The organism is Herbaspirillum sp. meg3 (assembly GCF_002257565.1).
GTDB lineage: Bacteria > Pseudomonadota > Gammaproteobacteria > Burkholderiales > Burkholderiaceae_D > Herbaspirillum.
Genome location: NZ_CP022736.1, coordinates 5,032,176 through 5,049,807, shown reverse-complemented (window position 1 = coordinate 5,049,807; position 17,632 = coordinate 5,032,176). Strand labels below are relative to the sequence as shown.

At 58.0% G+C, this 17,632-nt stretch carries 15 protein-coding genes and 1 other RNA gene; 8 read left to right on the top strand and 8 right to left on the bottom strand.

Annotation, left to right across the window (positions count from 1 at the left end; translation table 11 throughout):
• Nucleotides 1–25 precede the first annotated feature (25 nt).
• From cutA to hmeg3_RS22700, 3 genes are all read left to right on the top strand, one after another.
• A complete protein-coding gene (gene cutA / locus hmeg3_RS22710) occupies nt 26–358 on the top strand; it encodes a divalent-cation tolerance protein CutA (protein WP_094565757.1) in 333 nt (110 codons plus the stop codon).
• Nucleotides 351–2,201 carry a protein-disulfide reductase DsbD gene (gene dsbD, locus hmeg3_RS22705; protein ID WP_094565756.1) on the top strand — a complete coding sequence of 617 codons (1,851 nt, stop codon included), beginning with the start codon at nt 351–353 and terminating at the stop codon, nt 2,199–2,201. Before cutA ends, dsbD begins: the two co-directional genes overlap by 8 nt.
• A 323-nt stretch (nt 2,202–2,524) precedes the next feature.
• The gene (locus tag hmeg3_RS22700; protein WP_007875357.1) at nt 2,525–3,163 is read left to right on the top strand and encodes a peroxiredoxin; all 639 of its coding nucleotides are present in this window, start codon (nt 2,525–2,527) and stop codon (nt 3,161–3,163) included.
• A 97-nt stretch (nt 3,164–3,260) separates the two neighbouring features.
• Here the strand turns inward: hmeg3_RS22700 and hmeg3_RS22695 are convergent, their stop codons facing one another.
• Nucleotides 3,261–4,202, bottom strand: a complete 942-nt coding sequence (locus hmeg3_RS22695; protein ID WP_369828845.1) for a LysR substrate-binding domain-containing protein — start codon at nt 4,200–4,202, stop codon at nt 3,261–3,263.
• Nucleotides 4,203–4,384: 182 nt separating this feature from the next.
• On the opposite strand from hmeg3_RS22695, the gene hmeg3_RS22690 reads away from it, so the two are divergent.
• From hmeg3_RS22690 to hmeg3_RS22680, 3 genes are all read left to right on the top strand, one after another.
• Nucleotides 4,385–5,524, top strand: coding sequence for an iron-containing alcohol dehydrogenase (locus tag hmeg3_RS22690; protein ID WP_094565754.1), 1,140 nt, complete (start codon nt 4,385–4,387; stop codon nt 5,522–5,524).
• Nucleotides 5,525–5,538: 14 nt separating this feature from the next.
• Nucleotides 5,539–7,134 carry an aldehyde dehydrogenase (NADP(+)) gene (locus hmeg3_RS22685; protein WP_094565753.1) on the top strand — a complete coding sequence of 532 codons (1,596 nt, stop codon included), beginning with the start codon at nt 5,539–5,541 and terminating at the stop codon, nt 7,132–7,134.
• A 109-nt stretch (nt 7,135–7,243) separates the two neighbouring features.
• Entirely contained in the window at nt 7,244–8,428 is a 1,185-nt protein-coding gene (locus hmeg3_RS22680) for an ABC transporter substrate-binding protein (protein WP_369828899.1), read from the top strand.
• A 31-nt stretch (nt 8,429–8,459) separates the two neighbouring features.
• Here the strand turns inward: hmeg3_RS22680 and hmeg3_RS22675 are convergent.
• The 7 genes from hmeg3_RS22675 to yihA form a co-directional block, all read right to left on the bottom strand.
• Nucleotides 8,460–8,534: non-coding RNA, sX9 sRNA (locus hmeg3_RS22675), on the bottom strand.
• A 167-nt stretch (nt 8,535–8,701) separates the two neighbouring features.
• Complete coding sequence (locus hmeg3_RS22670) at nt 8,702–9,403, bottom strand: aspartate/glutamate racemase family protein (RefSeq protein WP_094565751.1); 702 nt, start codon at nt 9,401–9,403, stop codon at nt 8,702–8,704.
• Nucleotides 9,400–10,212: an ABC transporter ATP-binding protein gene (locus tag hmeg3_RS22665; RefSeq protein ID WP_094565750.1), complete on the bottom strand. Its 813-nt coding sequence runs from the start codon at nt 10,210–10,212 to the stop codon at nt 9,400–9,402. The genes hmeg3_RS22670 and hmeg3_RS22665 overlap by 4 nt, the downstream gene beginning before the upstream one ends.
• Nucleotides 10,209–11,018, bottom strand: coding sequence for an ABC transporter permease (locus hmeg3_RS22660; protein ID WP_198361741.1), 810 nt, complete (start codon nt 11,016–11,018; stop codon nt 10,209–10,211). The genes hmeg3_RS22665 and hmeg3_RS22660 overlap by 4 nt, the downstream gene beginning before the upstream one ends.
• Before the next feature lie 28 nt (nt 11,019–11,046).
• The gene (locus hmeg3_RS22655; RefSeq protein WP_094565749.1) at nt 11,047–12,078 is read right to left on the bottom strand and encodes an ABC transporter substrate-binding protein; all 1,032 of its coding nucleotides are present in this window, start codon (nt 12,076–12,078) and stop codon (nt 11,047–11,049) included.
• 243 nt (nt 12,079–12,321) lie between these two features.
• Nucleotides 12,322–13,335 (bottom strand): porphobilinogen synthase, encoded by a 1,014-nt coding sequence (hemB, locus tag hmeg3_RS22650; protein WP_094565748.1) that lies wholly within the window; start codon nt 13,333–13,335, stop codon nt 12,322–12,324.
• A 359-nt stretch (nt 13,336–13,694) separates the two neighbouring features.
• A complete protein-coding gene (gene yihA, locus hmeg3_RS22645; protein ID WP_094565747.1) occupies nt 13,695–14,432 on the bottom strand; it encodes a ribosome biogenesis GTP-binding protein YihA/YsxC in 738 nt (245 codons plus the stop codon).
• A 182-nt stretch (nt 14,433–14,614) separates the two neighbouring features.
• Here yihA and hmeg3_RS22640 point away from each other — a divergent pair, with 182 nt between their 5' ends.
• Together hmeg3_RS22640 and hmeg3_RS22635 are read left to right on the top strand one after the other, a co-directional pair.
• Nucleotides 14,615–15,283 carry a cytochrome c gene (locus tag hmeg3_RS22640; protein WP_094565746.1) on the top strand — a complete coding sequence of 223 codons (669 nt, stop codon included), beginning with the start codon at nt 14,615–14,617 and terminating at the stop codon, nt 15,281–15,283.
• 141 nt (nt 15,284–15,424) lie between these two features.
• Entirely contained in the window at nt 15,425–17,545 is a 2,121-nt protein-coding gene (locus hmeg3_RS22635; RefSeq protein WP_094565745.1) for a cytochrome c biogenesis protein ResB, read from the top strand.
• Nucleotides 17,546–17,632: the final 87 nt, after the last annotated feature.

The window sequence follows — 17,632 nt, the reverse complement described above, 5'->3', positions numbered from 1 at the left end:
AACGCCACTTTCGGAGAGAATTGCCATGGAACAAACTCTGCTCGTCTTGAGCAATGTACCGGACACCGAGCTGGCCAACAGCATGGCGCGTACTCTGGTGGAAAAGAGGCTGGCCGCCTGTATCAATATCATGCCTGCGGTACAGTCGGTATATCAATGGCAGGGGGCCATCGAGCACGCCAGCGAGGTTACGCTGATGGTCAAGACGACGCAGGCGCGCTACGCCGAACTGGAAGCGGCGATCAAAGCCGCGCACCCGTATGATGTGCCAGAGATTATTGCGATCCCGATCGCGGCCGGTTTGCCGGCCTACCTGAACTGGATCGTTGCAGAAACAAGGAAAGAGTTGAATGTTTAAGTGTTTGCAGGTTGCCGCGCGAAGCGGTGCCGAATGGGGACAATCAGACCAATCGGGAAAACGAGGAAGCTGGAAAAACTGGCTCACTGCGCTGCAGTTGTTCGTCGCTATCGTTGCAACCATGTCGGCAGTATTGTTGATGGCGCCCTCGACCGCGCATGCAGAGGATTATCTGGCCCCCGAAGTCGCGTTCAAGTTTTCCGCCACGATGCTCGACGCGAAGACGCTGGAAATCAACTATGCGATTGCCGACGGTTATTACATGTATCGCGATCGTTTCCATTTCAAAGCGGAAGGCGCGACGCTCGGCCAGCCTGATTTTCCGCACGGTAAGGTGAAGTACGACGACAACTTCCAGAAGGAAGTTGAAACCTATCGCAACAGCGTCAGCATTCGTATCCCGGTTGATGCCACCGGCTCTTTCAAACTGACTGCAACCGGCCAGGGCTGCGCCGACCAGGGCTTGTGCTATCCGCCGATGGATACCGTCGCAACCATGTCGCCGGACGCTGTCGGGCAAGTCGTCAAAGCAGCTAATCCATCAAACGCGGACGGTGCGGTTGGAGCGGATGCCTCCGACATGGACAAGATCGCAGCAGTCCTCAAGAGCGGCAAACTGCTGGCCGTGTTGTCCTTGTTCTTCCTGTTTGGCATCGGCCTGTCATTCACGCCATGTGTATTGCCGATGGTGCCCATCTTGTCATCCATCATCGTGGGTGAAGGCGCGCAGTCCAGTCGCGGACGCGGCCTGCTGTTGTCGGCGACGTATGTGCTTGGGATGGCGCTGGTCTACACGGCTCTCGGTGTCGCCGCCGGCATGATCGGTGAAGGCCTTTCCGCCGCATTGCAGAACCCCTGGGTGCTTGGTTTGTTCGCACTGCTGATGATTGGGTTGTCGCTGTCGATGTTTGATTTCTATCAGTTGCAGGTGCCTGCGGCGCTGCAATCAAAACTGACGCAGGCGTCCGAACAGCGGGGCGGCAGCAAGCTGGCCGGCATCTTTGTCATGGGGGCAATCTCCGCATTGATCGTCGGGCCGTGCGTCGCGGCACCGCTGGCCGGCACCTTGCTCTACATCAGCCAGACACGCGACGTGGTGCTCGGCGGCAGCGCCTTGTTCGCCATGGCGCTCGGCATGGGCGTACCTTTGCTGGTCATCGGCGCATCGGCCGGCACCTTGTTGCCGCGCGCGGGGGCGTGGATGGAATCGGTCAAACGGTTCTTCGGCGTGCTGATGCTGGCGACGGCATTGTGGATGGTCTCGCCGGTCATCCCGGCGTGGTTGTTCGTTGCGGGCTGGGCGGTACTGGGTATCGCCTACGGCGCCTATCTGCTGTGGCGGCAGCCGGCACGCTGGATCTCACGTGCTTTCGGTCTGGTGTTTGCCGCCCTGGGATTGCTGCAACTGGTCAGCGTCGCCACCGGCGGACGGGATGCATTGGCGCCTCTTTCGCACTTGCGTGGTGGTAGTGCTACTCAGGTCGCACATACCGACTTCGTGCGCGTACGCTCGATTGCCGAACTGGATGCCGCCCTGGCGCAGACCGGCGGCAAACCGGCACTGCTGGACTTCTATGCAGACTGGTGCGTCTCCTGCAAAGAGATGGAAAAATTCACCTTCACCGATGCCCGTGTACGTGAACAGTTCTCGAAAATGGTCTTGCTGCAGATCGATGTCACCGCCAACAATGCCGACGACAAAGCCATGCTTAAACGTTTTCAGCTCTTCGGGCCACCGGGCATCATCCTGTTTGACCGGCAGGGACGCGAATTACCTGGCAAGCGGGTAATCGGCTATCAGAACGCGGAACAGTTCCTGCAAAGCTTGCAAGCCGTCCGCTAACAACTTCACAGCTTTCTCGTCTCTCTGCTCTCTTAACGACGATGACCTCACCGGCATCGTCGTTTTGCTTTCACCTTCCTCTCATTTGTCGTCCTGCCAACTTCTTGCGTTCAGCGGCGCGTGAATCTGTCATAGCCCGTGGTTATTAGGTTAGGCGTTAATAGTTGTTGGAACGCGATCAACATAGACGCTATAGTTAACGTCCTGTTTAAGAGCGCGTTTCACGATCCGCACAGTTGTTCATTGCCAATTGCGTCGCTGCGTGGTTGCCGCGACGGATACGAAGCGCGTTTCCCTGACCAATTCGTTACTAGGAGACTAAGATGACCTTACGTTTGGGCGATACCGCGCCGGATTTCGAGCAAGATTCTTCGATCGGCAAAATCAAGTTTCACGAATGGGCGGGCGACTCCTGGGTTGTCCTGTTTTCGCACCCGGCCGACTTCACGCCGGTCTGCACCACCGAGCTGGGCCTGACTGCCAAACTCAAGCCTGAATTCGACAAGCGCAACGTCAAGGCCATCGCGTTGTCGGTGGACGGCGCCGAAGCGCACAATCAATGGATCAAGGACATCGAGGACACGCAAAAGACCGTGGTCGGTTTCCCTATCGTTGCCGACGTCGACAAGAAAGTCGCCGGCCTATATGACATGATCCACCCGAACCAGTCGGAAACAGCGACGGTCCGTTCGCTCTTCATCATCGATCCGAAGAAGAAGGTGCGCCTCATCATCACTTACCCGATGAGCACCGGCCGCAACTTCGACGAAGTGCTGCGCGTGCTGGATGCGCTGCAACTGACAGACGGCTACACCGTCGCAACACCAGGTAACTGGAAAGACGGCGACGACGTCATCATCCCGTTGTCGGTCAAGGATGAAGAAGTCATTAAGCAAAAGTATCCAAAGGGTTACACCTCGCCACGTCCTTATCTGCGCATCACACCGCAGCCGAACAAATAAGCATACGTTTAGGGCCAGGCTTTTCACCAGGTCCGGCACCAACAAAAAAGCGCTCCCGACCGGAGCGCTTTTTTTACGTCTGCAATCAGTAGCGCAGCTACGCCAGCTCCGGCGGTACTTCAGCAAATTCATCGATGAACAACTGCGCCACCGATGAGCGCATGCTGCCGTGACGTGTTACCAACTGATACGGTTCGCTGCGCGACTGCAGTGGCAGCGGCAGGATGGTCGTCATGCCGAAGCGGGTGCAGAACTGCGCCACGTCGACCGACATCAGCGCGACGAAAGAGGGATTTCTCTGCAACAGGGACAAGGTCGTGAAGGCCGAGGTGGTTTCCAGCAGATGCAGCGGGAAGCGCAGGTTAGCCTCGTGGAATTCACGCTCCAGCAGCAGGCGCATCGGCATATTGGCAGAATAAACCACCCAGCGCGAGTCGGCCAGATCCGCCAGTTGCAGCGCTTGTCGCTGCGCCAGCGGATGATTGATGTTGGCCACGACGGCCAGCTTTTCGTTATGGATATTGATGCTGTCGTACAGATGTGGTTGCTGACTGATGCTGGTACGGCAGATCGCCATATCCAGCCGGCCCTGATCCAGCATCCGCAGCAGCCGTGCGCTGGTGTCTTCGACAATTTCCACGGACAGGGCGGGGCGCTTCTCCAATAAACGCGTGAGCGCATCGGTCAGCAGCGGTACCGCACCCATGATCACACCCAGCGCCAGCCGCCCGCCATGACCTTGCAGAATGCCGATCATGTCTTCGCGCAGGTGCGCCAGGTCGGTCTGGATCAGGCGGGCGTAGCGGATGACGCAATGACCGAGGTCGGTGGCTTCCAGCCCGCGGTTGGTACGCACGAAGAGCTGTGCGCCCAAGGTCGTCTCAATCTCTTGCAACGCCTTGCTGGCGCCAGGTTGCGTCAGTGCAACCTGCTCCGCTGCCTTGAGCAGCGAGCCGTGGTCGGCCAGCGCGGTCAGGAGCCGCAATTGCTTGAGATGCAGGCGGGAAGTGATAGAGCTGAGGGAGGGGATATCTTGCATTATTATGTATGAGTATTAGTTATAGCTGTATCAATAGCTCTCATTAGGCAAAGCGTGATGATTGGCATACAGTTTCGCCTCTAAAGCTTGATTTGCGTAGGGAAATGCCATACGCAAAGACATTTGGAGACTGCCGGATCCGAATGGCATTGCAAGTATATCTATAACTTTAAGGCTATGTAATGGCACTGATTAACTACATTACCCAGGTTCAGTTCGACTACGGCGCGCTCGCGCTGCTGCAGCAGGAATGCGACCGCATCGGTATCCGCAAACCGCTGATCGTCACCGACATGGGTATCCGCAACGCCGGCATCCTCGACAAGGTTGTGGCCCAGCTGAAAGACGGGGCACAAGTCGCCGTGTTTGATCAGACTCCCCCGAACCCGAATGAAAACGCCGTGCGCGCTGCGGTCAAGATGTTCCGCGACGGCGCCTGTGACGGCATCATCGCCGTGGGCGGCGGTTCGTCGATCGACCTCGCCAAGGGCGTGGCCGTATGCGGCACGCATGAGGGCACGTTGAAGTCCTTCGCCCTGATCGAAGGCGGCCTGGCCAACATCACCGCCAAGACGGCACCTGTGATCGCCATTCCCACCACGGCGGGTACCGGCAGTGAAGTCGGTCGTGGTGCGATTCTGATTCTCGACGACGGTCGCAAGGTCGGCGTGTTGTCGCCGTATCTGGTGCCACGCCTGGCGATCTGCGATCCTGAACTGACATTGAATCTGCCGGCGATGATGACTGCGGCCACCGGTATGGATGCGATTGCGCATTGCCTGGAAACCTTCATGGCGCCGTCCTTCAATCCGCCGGCTGACGGTATCGCGCTGGACGGTTTGTGGCGCGCCTGGGCGCATATCGAACGCGCCACCAAAGAACCGCACGACCGCGAAGCGCGCCTGAACATGATGAGCGCATCGATGCAAGGCGCGATGGCATTCCAGAAAGGTCTCGGCTGCGTGCATAGCCTGAGCCACTCGCTGGGCGGCATCAATCCGCGTCTGCATCACGGTACCTTGAACGCGATCTTCCTGCCGGCCATCATTGAATTCAACAAGGATTCGGAGTCGGTTATCAAGGAAAAGAAACTGGCGCGCATGGCGCACGCCATGGGTCTGGCAAATGAAGCCGATATCGGCCCTGCCATCAAGGACATGAGCAAGCGTCTCGGCTTGCCGACCGGCCTGGCCGAACTGGGCGTGACCGAAGACATGTTCCCCAAGATCATCAAGGGTGCGCTGGCTGACCACAGCCACAAAACCAATCCGCGTGTCGCGTCGGAAGACGACTACGCACGCATGCTCACACAATCGATGTAAACGGAGAGAGACAAATGACCATCCTCGGACATAACTACATCGGCGGCGCACGCAGCGGCAAGGGCGACGTCAAGTTGCTCAGCATCGCAGCAGCGACCGGCGAAGCGCACGCAGTTCCATTTCTGACCGCGACCGAAGCAGAAGTCACCGCAGCGGTTGACGCCGCCAGCGCAGCCTATCCTGTTTATCGCGCTTTGCCGGCGGAAGCGCGCGCCAAATTCCTCGACGCCATCGCGGAAGAAATCGACGCCCTTGGCGACGACTTCATCGCTGAAGTGTCGCGCGAAACCGCGTTGCCTGCAGCGCGTCTGCAAGGCGAGCGCAGCCGCACCAGCAACCAGATGCGCCTGTTCGCAAAGGTCTTGCGCCGCGGTGATTTCTACGGTGCGCGCATTGATACCGCGCTGCCGCAACGTCAGCCGTTGCCGCGTCCGGATCTGCGTCAATACCGTATCGGCGTTGGCCCGGTCGGTGTGTTTGGCGCCAGCAATTTTCCATTGGCGTTTTCAGTTGCCGGCGGCGATACCGCCGCAGCGTTGGCAGCGGGTTGCCCGGTTGTGTTCAAGGCACACAGCGGCCATCTGATCACCTCTGAATTGGTGGCGGACGCCATCGAGCGCGCAGTCAAGCGTAGCGGCGTGCCTGCCGGTACCTTCAACATGATTTACGGTGATCGCGTCGGTGCGCAACTGGTCAAGAGCGCAGGTATTCAGGCGGTCGGTTTCACCGGTTCGCTGCGCGGCGGCCGTGCATTGTGCGACATGGCGGCAGCGCGTCCGCAGCCGATTCCGGTGTTCGCCGAAATGTCGAGCATCAACCCGATCATCCTGTTGCCGCAAGCACTGGCAACACGCGGCGAAGCGATTGCACGCGATCTGATCGGCTCGGTCGTGGTCGGCGTCGGCCAGCTGTGCACCAGCCCGGGCCTGGTGCTGGGCGTACGTTCGCCGGAACTGACCAAGTTCATCGAACAACTGCGCGATGCGATGGCTGCGCAATCTCCTCAGACCATGCTCAACAGCGCCGGTCTCAAGACCTATGGTGGTGGGGTGGAGCGTCTGAGCAAGGTTCCTGGCGTGGTCACCGTTGCCGCCGGCGGCAGCAGCGATACGCAGGCTGTACCGCATCTGTTCAAGGCAGAAGCTTCAGTGTTGTTCACCAAGGACGCACCGCTGGAAGAAGAAGTGTTCGGCCCGGCAACAGTCATCGTCGAGCTGGAAAGCCGCGAACAGCTGATCGACTTCGCCCGCAACATGCATGGTCAGCTGACCGCGACTTTGCAGGCGCAACCGGAAGATCTGCGCGCCTATCAGGATCTGATCGCGCTGCTGGAACAGAAGGCCGGCCGTCTGCTGGTCAACGGCTTCCCGACCGGCGTTGAAGTCAGCGACGCGATGGTCCATGGCGGTCCGTATCCAGCGACTTCGGATGCGCGCGGCACGTCCGTCGGCACGCTGGCGATCGATCGTTTCCTGCGCCCGATCTGCTATCAAAACTATCCGGACGAACTGTTGCCGGCTGCGTTGCAAAACGCGAATCCGCTGGGCCTGATGCGTCTGGTTGATGGTGAACAAACCAAGGCTGTGGTGAACGATCCGCGTACAGCGTAAAGCAGTAAAAAGAGGGAGGCGACGCGCAGCCGCTCATGATGCTGCGCGTTGCGGTGGAACCATAACAACAGAGGAGACGGGTTTGAAGAAATTTCTGAAACTGGCAGCGATGTCCGCTGCGATGTGCGCAGCATTAGCAGGCAACATGACAGCAGCCAACGCCGCTGGCGACACCATCAAGATCGGCTTCATCACCGATCTGTCCGGCACCTATGCCGACATGGACGGCCAGGGTGGTATCGAAGCCATCAAGATGGCGATCGCCGATGCCGGCGGCACCATCAACGGCAAGAAAGTCGAATTCGTTTTTGCCGATCATCAGAACAAGGCCGACATCGCCGCCAACAAGGCGCGTGAATGGTTCGACCGCGACGGCGTCGACATGCTCGTCGGCGGCGTGAACTCGGCAGCCAGCCTGGCGATGGGTAAAGTCGCCGGCGAAAAGAAAAAGGTCTTCATCTCGGTTGGCGCCGGCACCACGCGCCAGACCAACGAAGAATGCAACGCCTACACCATCCAGTACGCTTACGACACCACTGCACTGGCGCGTGGTACAGGCGCTGCGATCACCAAGCAAGGCGGCAAGTCGTGGTACTTCGTGACGGCTGACTACGCGTTCGGCACCTCGCTTGAAAAAGATACCAGCGATGTGGTCAAGGCCGGCGGCGGCAGCGTTGTCGGTCAGGTGCGTGCACCGTTGGCGACGTCCGACTTCTCGTCCTTCCTGCTGCAAGCGCAATCCTCCAAGGCACAGATCCTGGGTCTGGCAGTGGCGGGCGGCGACGTGATCAACGCGATCAAGGCAGCCAATGAATTCGGCGTCAACAAGACTATGAAGCTGGCGGGTCTGCTGATCTTCATCACCGATACGCACTCGCTGGGTCTGCAAGTTACACAAGGCATGTACCTGACCGACGGCTGGTACTGGGACATGAACGACCAGGCGCGCGCATGGGGTAATCGCTACTTCGGCAAGATGAAGAAGATGCCGACCATGTTCCAGGCCGGCGATGCGTCAGCGGTGGGGCAGTACCTGAAGGCAGTCAAGGCGACCGGCACTACCGACGCTGACAAGATCATGGACTACCTGCGCAAGAACAAGATCAACGATTTCTTTACCTCCAACGGTGTGGTTCGTCCGGATGGCCGCATGGTGCATGACATGTACCTGATGGAAGTGAAAAAGCCGTCCGAATCCAAGCGCCCATGGGATTACTACAAGCTGGTGCAGACGATTCCCGGCGATCAGGCTTACATGACCAAGGCGGAGTCGAAGTGCTCCCTGTGGAAGTAATCATCAACCGGGCATCAACGAAATATCAACCTGTCTTTGAACCGTAGCGAGAGGTCATCAGCCGGTGGCGGCCGGAGCGCAGGAACCGGAACGTACTCGAGTACGTGAGGATTCCGAGCGCCGCCCAAGGATTGCCAATTCACGGATCATGGCCTCGCAGTAGGTGCAAAGGCAGGTTAAGAGCTTCTGAGCAGAAGTCGGCGAAAGCCGATGCATTTCAGCGCATCTCGACTCACGTCGGGGTGCGCTTTTTTTATGCGAGGTCAGCAAAACCTATTCGTTTTGCGCGTACCAATCCTGAAGGCAGGCGTGCGCCAGTGCAGCATTGGTGTCGACCGATACGGCAAGAAGGGGGGAGTTGAGGCTTTCCAGACCGGTGGCAATTTCCGTACAGGCGAGCACCAGACGGGTCGCGCCGCGTGCCAGCAAGCGTTGCGCTGCCGCTTCCAGCAAACGCCCGCCTTCAACGATCTTGCCGTGCTTGATTGCATAGCAGCCGGGCATGAACAACTCGTCGAGTTCGTCTTCGGTATTGACCACGTAACGCTGTTGCAAGACATCGAAACGGTCTTGATACAGGCGCGATTGCAAGGCACCGCGCGTCGCCAGCAAGCCGACGATTTCCTGCTTGTCACCGAGTTGCGCCAACGTCGCGTCGACGATATGAAACAACGGTGCCTTACTCGCTGCTGCGAGTTCATCGAACCAGTGATGCGCGGTATTACAGGGGATCGCAATACGGGTCGCTCCCGCCGCATTCAACACGGCGATGCCCTGCAGCATTGCGGGCAAAGGCGAGGGCCCGCCGCGCGACAGGGCGAGCTGACGATCCGGGATTTGCGGCACGTTCCATAGCAGTGTCGGTATGTGCTGCTGTTCCGTTTCCACTTTATTCAGCGCAAGCAGCTTGCGCGCAAAATCCACCGCCGCCAGCGGCCCCATGCCGCCGAGCACGCCAAGCAAAGGCGTGCTCATGGTGCGGTGCCGGCCATACTCTTGCGCGCTTCTTCACGCACGATGTGCAGGATCTTTTGCTTGAGCGCGCCGTAGCCGACGTCAGCCACCAGCACCTCGACATCGCGCGGCCGCGGGAAGGGAATCTTGAATTCCGCGCAGATGCGGCCAGGCCGTGCCGACATCACCAGCACGCGATCGGCGAGGAACAGCGCCTCGTCAACGTCGTGGGTGATGAACAGGATGGTGGTGCCGGTTTTTTGCCAGACGCTGGTGAGCAGTTCCTGCATCATCAAACGCGTCTGTGCATCCAGCGCGCCGAAAGGCTCATCCATCAACAGGATCTCCGGATTGGGCAGCCAGGCGCGTGCGAGAGCGACCCGCTGGCGCATGCCGCCGGATAACTGCCATGGCATGTGATGATAAAAATCCTGCAGACCGACCAGGCGCAGATAGCGCTCCGCTTCCGGCAGATAGGCGGACTTTTTCACACCCGCCATGCGCGGGCCGAAGGTCACGTTGTCCAGCACCGACAGCCACGGGAAAAGTGTCGGTTGCTGAAACACTACCCCGCGTTCCGGCCCGGGTTTGTTGACCGGCGATCCATCGAGCAGGATGGCGCCGCTGTCGGTTTGTTCGAATCCGGCGATCAGATTGAGGATGGTCGACTTGCCGCAGCCGGAAGGGCCGAGCAGACAGACCAGTTCGCCTTGTTCCAACTCCAGCGAGATATCGGATAGCACCGGCGTGGCGGCTTGCTTGCCGGATGCAAAACTTTTGCTGATGCCGGCTAGCTGCACGCGTGCGGGCAGTTGTGCAATTTGGTTCATGCGTCGCGTCCCGCCCAAGGTACAAAAGTGCGTTGCAGCAGCACCAACGCCAGATCGAACAGATAGCCGATGCCGCCCAGCAGCAGAATGCCGAGCATGACGACATCTGTGCGCAGATAAGTACCGGCGTTGATCACCATCCAGCCGAGGCCGGAGTTGGCGGCAACCATCTCGGCGGCGATCAGCGAGGTCCAGCCGATGCCGATGGACAGGCGTACGCCGGTAAAGATTTCCGGTAAGGCATTCGGCAACACCACGCGCGTGAATACTTGATAGCGGTTGGCGCCGAGTGTCTGTGCGGCGCGTATGCGATTTTTGCTGACGCCGACGGCTGCTGCCGCGGCGCTGACCACGACACTCAGGAAGCATGAAATATAGATGAGGAAAAACTTGGATCCTTCATCAATGCCGAACCACACCACCGTCAAGGGAATCAGCGCGATCTTCGGCAGCGGCCGCAAGAACTGCACGAACGGTTCCAGCACTGCGCTGACCGGCTGCGACAAACCCATTGCCAGTCCCAGCGGGATCCCCGTGGCGATGGCGGCGGCAAACGCCACCGTCGCGCGCAGCACGCTGACCCAGATGTGTTGCCACAACGAGACCTGGCGGTAGCCGTCGGCGAGGATGTCGACCGTAGTCTGGAAGATTTCGGTCGGTGGCGGCAGCAACAAGGGATCGATCCACTTCAGAGTGCCGGACAGCTGCCAGACGCCCAGCACCAGCGCAACCGCGGCAGTGCTGACGGCAACGCGTTGCGTGGCGCTCAGACCTGTCTGTGAGCGTGTGTTCACTGAGTTACTCATGCGTGCTCTCGCTCGATCATGTGCCGCATTACTTGCTTACCGCCTGCTTCAGGTAAGTCGTATTGATCGCGGGGGCAAACGATTCAGGAACGTCGCTCTTGCGCAGATCGCCGATTTCCACGAGGAAGTTCGCGGTGTCTTTTGCTGCTTTGGCGATACCGGAAGTCGGGGTCGTCGTGCCGTTGCCCAGATACGCCGGGGTCAGCTGCTCGGTGTTGGAGGGATATTCCAGACCGGTCAAGACGCTTCGCGCGGTTTCAAACGGGATGTCGAGGTGCTTGGCGATCAGTTGCGCAGAGCCGTCCGGATCTTTCTTGTATTGATCGACCTTCTCTTGGTATGTGCGCAGGAACTTCACGACCAGCTGCGGATATTTTTCGGCGAACTCCTTGCGGACGACGAAGTTGTTGTAGATCAGGAAGCCATCTTTTTGCAGTTGTCTGGTGACGAAAATCTCATGTCCGCCATCGGCTTCGAATTGTTGTGTGAAGGGGCCCCAGACATAGGCGGCATCGATGTCGCCGCGCTTCCATGCAGCGACCTGATCGGCCGGTTTCAGCGGCACCAGGCGGATCTTGGATTTGTCGAGGCGATTCACCTTGATGGCCAGTTCCAACGCGTATTGTGCGGTCGAGTTTGGCGGGTACGCGACGGTCTTGCCTTCGAGATCCTTGATGCTGTTGACGTTCTTGCTCTTGCGGCCGATCAGGCGTTCGCTGGTGGCGATCACTTCGGGCACGCTGATGATTTCAATCGGCAGCTTGCGCGCGATGCCGGCCACGGCCGGACTGGAGCCAAAACGTGCGATGTCGATTTCTTTGGCGGCAAACAGCGACAGCACGTCAGCGCCGGTAGCGAAGGGAATCCATCGCACCGGTGCGCCGAAGGATTTATCAAAGGACTTGTCGATTTTGCCGAGAATCCAGACGCGCGGCCCGCCGGCCCAGGCGAAGCGGACTTCCTGCGGCACGTCTTCGGCGTGAGCAATATTGATATTGGCGACGCTAAGCGTGAGTGCAGCGACTGCCGCAAGTTTTTTGAACAGAGTATGCAATGTCATTCCCGGACCTTTTTTCTTGTTGAGCGAGAGGAGGGCGCATGACAAAGATAAAGCGCGCCCGCCAAAAGAATCGGAGCCCGAGAGGACTCCGTATTCCGCTGACTATAAAGAGTCCGGCGACTTTGTAAAAATACCAATTCAGAGATTGGATATCCGGATTTCAACTATGCCGCGCGGGTGCAGCGAAATCCGTGGAAGGGAGGGGGAAGGGAAGGCGTCGCCTGAATGGCGACGCCGGTAGATTTATTTCTTGAGATAGCGCGCGATGTCGCGAGCGAAGTAAGTCAGCACGCCGTCGGCGCCGGCGCGCTTGAAGGCCATCATCGCTTCCATCATCGCCTTGTCGTGGTCGAGCCAGCCGTTTTGTGCGGCGGCTTTGATCATGGCGTATTCGCCGCTGACCTGATACGCGAACGTCGGGACTTTGAACTCGTCCTTCACGCGGCGCACGATGTCGAGATAGGGCATGCCGGGTTTGACCATGACCATGTCGGCGCCTTCTTCCAGATCGAGTGCGACTTCGCGCAGCGCTTCGTCGCTGTTGGCCGGATCCATCTGATAGGTGCTCTTGCTGCCCTTGCCGAGATTGGCGGCCGAGCCGACTGCATCGCGGAACGGGCCGTAAAACGCCGAGGCGTATTTGGCCGAGTAAGCCATGATGCGCGTGTAGATGAATTTGTCTGCTTCCAGCGCGTTGCGTACGGCGCCGATGCGGCCGTCCATCATGTCCGACGGGGCGACGATGTCAACACCGGCCTGCGCCTGTGTGAGGGCTTGCCGGACCAGCAGGGCGGTGGTTTCGTCATTGAGGACGTAGCCGCTGTCGTCCATCACGCCGTCCTGGCCGTGGCTGGTATAGGGGTCGAGTGCCACGTCGGTCAGGATGCCCAGTTCGGGAAAGCGCTGTTTCAGCGCGGCGACGGCGCGTGGCACCAGGCCGTCGGGGTTGGTGGCTTCGATGCCGTCCGGTGTTTTCAGCGAAGGATCGATAACCGGGAACAGGGCCAGTACCGGAATGCCAAGCGCGACGGTGTCTTCGGCGACATGCAGCAATTGATCGATGGACAGGCGTTCAACACCGGGCAGGGAGCCGACCGCAGTACGCAGGTTCTGGCCTTCCTGGATGAATACCGGATAAATCAGGTCGGCCGGGGTGATGACGTTTTCCTGCATCATCGCACGCGAAAAAGCGTCCTTGCGCATGCGACGCATACGAAGGGCGGGAAACTGGGAAGATGATTTGATAGACGACGACATGTGGGTACTCGCTAAAGCGCTTGAAAAAGGACATGAACGCGACGCGGAGGCGATGTCGGGGCGGGCGGTGATATACCTTGGACCCGGTATGTTGTCGGCGGCGCTAAATGCGGACAAATTCAAACAAATTCAATTAAAAAATACTCAAAAGACGATAATTAAAAAATCCATTCGCCCTTTGAAACTTTTCTTCGGAGAGGGGTTCTTACACGCAGGCAATGTATGTTGCCTCCCGCTTCCCCTTCCCTCCCTGAGCGGGGCTCATCGTGCAAACGATAGGCGTTTTGCCCTGGAACGGTTTCCCCCTTCCAGGGCATTTTTACATCTGGCGTCAGGTTTTCACCTGTTCGCCTTATCTCTTACTTATCTTCGCTCTCAGCAGCATCGACATCATGCGCTGCCGCAGATGCTGCGCCCTCGACATCGATATCTTCATCCGTCAGCCCGGCCAGTTCCATAATCTTGTCGGTGGCTTCATCGATGCCGGTACGCTTGAGCGCCGAAAACAATTGCGCTGTGAACGGAAACGGCTTGCCGTCGGCATCGACATAACTGGACAAAAAGGTCTCAGCCTGACGCAGCGCGTTGGTGGCTTCATTGCGGTTGAGCTTGTCCGCTTTGCTCAGGATGCAATGCATGGGTTTGCCGGTCGGCGCGAACCATTCAACCATCTGAATATCGAGTTCGGTAAACGGCCGGCGCGAATCGATGATCATGACCAGCGCGGCCAATTGTTCGCGGCGGCGCACATAGTCACCGAGCAGTTCCTGCCAATGCAGTTTGGCCGAGCCGGAGACCTGGGCGTAGCCGTAACCGGGCAAGTCGACCAGCAGGGCGCGGATTTCATCAACTTTTGTCTCATCTTTGCGATGCTGTGCCACATGGGCGCCGCCGATGGAAAAATAGTTGATATGCTGTGTCCGTCCTGGCGTTTTTGAAGCAAAAGCCAACTTCTTTTGATTGCACAACACATTAATTGCGGTAGATTTGCCGGCATTGGAGCGGCCGGCGAAGGCAATCTCGGGTACCTGAGTGGTTGGCAAATCACGGAGATGATTCACCGTGGTGAAGAAACGGGCTTGCCAAAGTTGGGACATAGTAGGAGGAATGCATTAAAAGTGGGCAAAAATGCCGAAAAGCTATTGTACAATAAGGGGTTACCTCTTGTTGTGTTGTGCTGGAGGAAACACTTTTCAGGCATTTTTTGGAAAGATTAAGGAAAGAAGCATCGTCGCCAACCTGGCAATTTATTAATATAATCAAGTCTCAGGGTGTTTGAATGAATCGTGCCTTTTCACCATTGTTGAAATCCTTGTTTATTGCAGTGCTGGCGGTGTCTTCCACAGCATTTGCAGCCGAAGAAAAGAAACCAGAGCCCGTCGCCAAGGTTGATCCGGCCAAAGGTGAGGCGCTTTACACTAACGGCGATACCGCTAGAAACATCACCGCTTGCGTGTCCTGTCATGGCGCTGCAGGCAATTCCACGATTACCGCCAATCCGCGTCTGGCCGGCCAGCATACTGCTTATATCATCAAGCAGCTGACCGACTTCCGTTCGGCCGGTCGCAACAATCCCATCATGTCGCCGCTGGCCAAGGCCTTGTCGGATGAAGACGTGAAGAACATCGCCGCCTACCTCAATGCGCAGGCGCCGAAACCGGGTGCGGCCAAGAACAAAGACACGCTGGATCTGGGCAAACAAATCTGGCGCGGCGGCATCGCTTCCAAGAATGTACCTGCCTGCGCAGGCTGCCACAGCCCGAACGGCGCCGGCATCCCGGCACAATATCCGCGTCTGGCTGGTCAGCATCAGGATTACACGATGACCGAGCTGACCAATTTCCGTGGCGGCACCCGCACCAACAGCCCGCAAATGACAACCATTGCGGAACGTTTGTCGGATAAAGAAATCAAGGCGGTAGCAGACTACATCGCCGGTTTGAAGTAAAAATTAGCTGGTAACAAATTGGAGGGGGTGGCTGAGAAGCCGCCCCTTTTTCATTTTATTTCCGCGCAGGGCCGCGGGGCAGTCGCTGAGAATGGCGAACGCAAAAAACTGTAGAAGCAGCATCGATAAAAGGTAGCACTTATGACAGGCAGTACCGCAGGCATACAACTGAAAACCCGGCAGCGATGGCTTGCCGACTTCGTCGAACTGTTTTCTTCCATGCGCTTTGCGATCAGCCTGCTGACGCTGATCGCCATCGCCTCCATCATCGGCACCGTGCTCAAGCAGAACGAACCGATGCCGAACTACGTCAACCAGTTCGGGCCGTTCTGGTTCGAAGTATTCAACAAGGTGGGTTTGTATGCGGTGTATTCAGCCTGGTGGTTCCTGCTGATCATGGGATTTTTGGTGCTGTCGACCTCGCTGTGTATTGCGCGCAATGGCCCCAAGATGCTCAAGGATGTCAAAAGCTGGCGCGAAAACGTGCGCGAGCAATCGCTGCAGAATTTCCACCACAAGGCAGAATGGACTGTCGCCACGCCGGTCGCCGCGCTGGCGCAGCAACTGGCGCAACGCATCGGCGCCAACGGCTATAAGGTCAAACTGGTAGAGAAAGAAGGGGCGACGCTGATCGCCGCCAAGAAAGGCGCCGCCAACAAATGGGGCTATATCTTTGCGCATAGCGCCATCGTCATTATTTGCGTCGGCGGTTTGCTCGATTCCGACTTGCCGATTCGCTTCCAGCAATGGTTTTACGGCAAGACGCCGTTCGCCGGCAATGGCGTGATTTCGCAGATCCCGGCAGAACATCGTCTGGGACTGGGCAATCCGACCTTCCGCGGCAATACGCTCATTCCGGAAGGCGCCAGCAGCAGTACCGCGATTATTCCGCAGCAGAATGGTGTGATGATTCAAGACTTGCCCTTCACGATCCATCTCAAACGTTTCGTCATCGATTACTACTCGACCGGCATGCCGAAGCTGTTCGCCAGTGATGTGATCGTGCGCGACAACGCTACCGGCAAAGATTTTTCTGCCACAATCAAGGTCAACGAGCCGTTGATTTATAACGGGGTCGCGGTCTATCAATCCAGCTTTGAAGACGGTGGCAGCAAGCTGCGTCTGACCGGGCACGCCATGAGCGGCGCTGAAGACAAATCGTTCCAGATCGCCGGCGAGGTCAACGGCAGCACGCCGCTGGCCTCTGCTGAAAAAGGAAAGGACAGCGACTACACCGTTGAATGGACAGGTTTCCGTCCCTTCAACGTTGAAAACATGAGCAACAGCGCCAGCCAGGATGTGCGCAGCGTCAATAAAAACGTCAACAAGAGCTTTGCCGCAGGATTCGACAAACATCTCGGTTCCGGCGCCAAGAACGCCAACAACAAGGATCTGAAGAATGTCGGGCCGAGCGTGCAATATAAATTGCGCGACAAGACCGGTCAGGCGCGCGAGTTCCTCAATTACATGATGTCGGTGCAGGTCGATGGTGCCTACGTTTTCCTGGCGGGTGTGCGCGATATGCCGGATGAGCCGTTCCGTTATCTGCGTATCCCGGCCGACGAGAACGACAGCGTCAATGAATGGATGCGCCTGCGCGCTGCGCTGGCGAACCCGGCGCTGCGTGAAGAAGCCGCGATGCGATATGCACGCCAGGCAATGAAAGGCACCAGCAACAACTCCGAGCAATTGCGCGAACAGGTGCAGCAGTCGGCCTTGCGTGGCCTGAGCATTTTTGCCGGTGACGGCAAGGAGTCGGGTTATATCGCCGTGTCGCGATTCATTGAAAAGATCCCGGCTGCGGAGCAGGAGAAAGCCGCCGATATTTTCATGAAAATCCTCAACGGCAGCATGTGGGAGCTGTGGCAAGTGGCGCGTGAGAAAGCCGGTCAGCCGTCGATGGCGACCGATGAAAAGCATGCGCGCTTTCTGCAACTGGCGATCAATGCCATGGCCGACGCCGGTTTTTACCACGCGCCGGTCTATCTGCAGCTGAGCAGTTTTGATGAGGTCAAGGCCTCGGTGTTTCAGGTAACGCGCTCGCCTGGCAAGAAAGTGGTGTATCTCGGCTGCCTGTTCCTGGTGCTGGGCGTGTTCTCGATGCTGTACATCCGGGAGCGCCGCCTCTGGGTGTGGATTCGTCCTCAGGAGAACGATGCAGGCGGTTCGCATGCGCTGATGGCGATGAGCACACAACGCAAGACGCTGGATTTCGAGAAGGAATTCGAATTACTCAAAGCGAAACTGGGCCAAACGGCGTAAGCTACGGGCCAGAGATTATGGCTGTTTGCGTTTAACGCTTATGCCTGAAACGACATATCTCCCGCACCGCGGACGGGTAGGATGGCA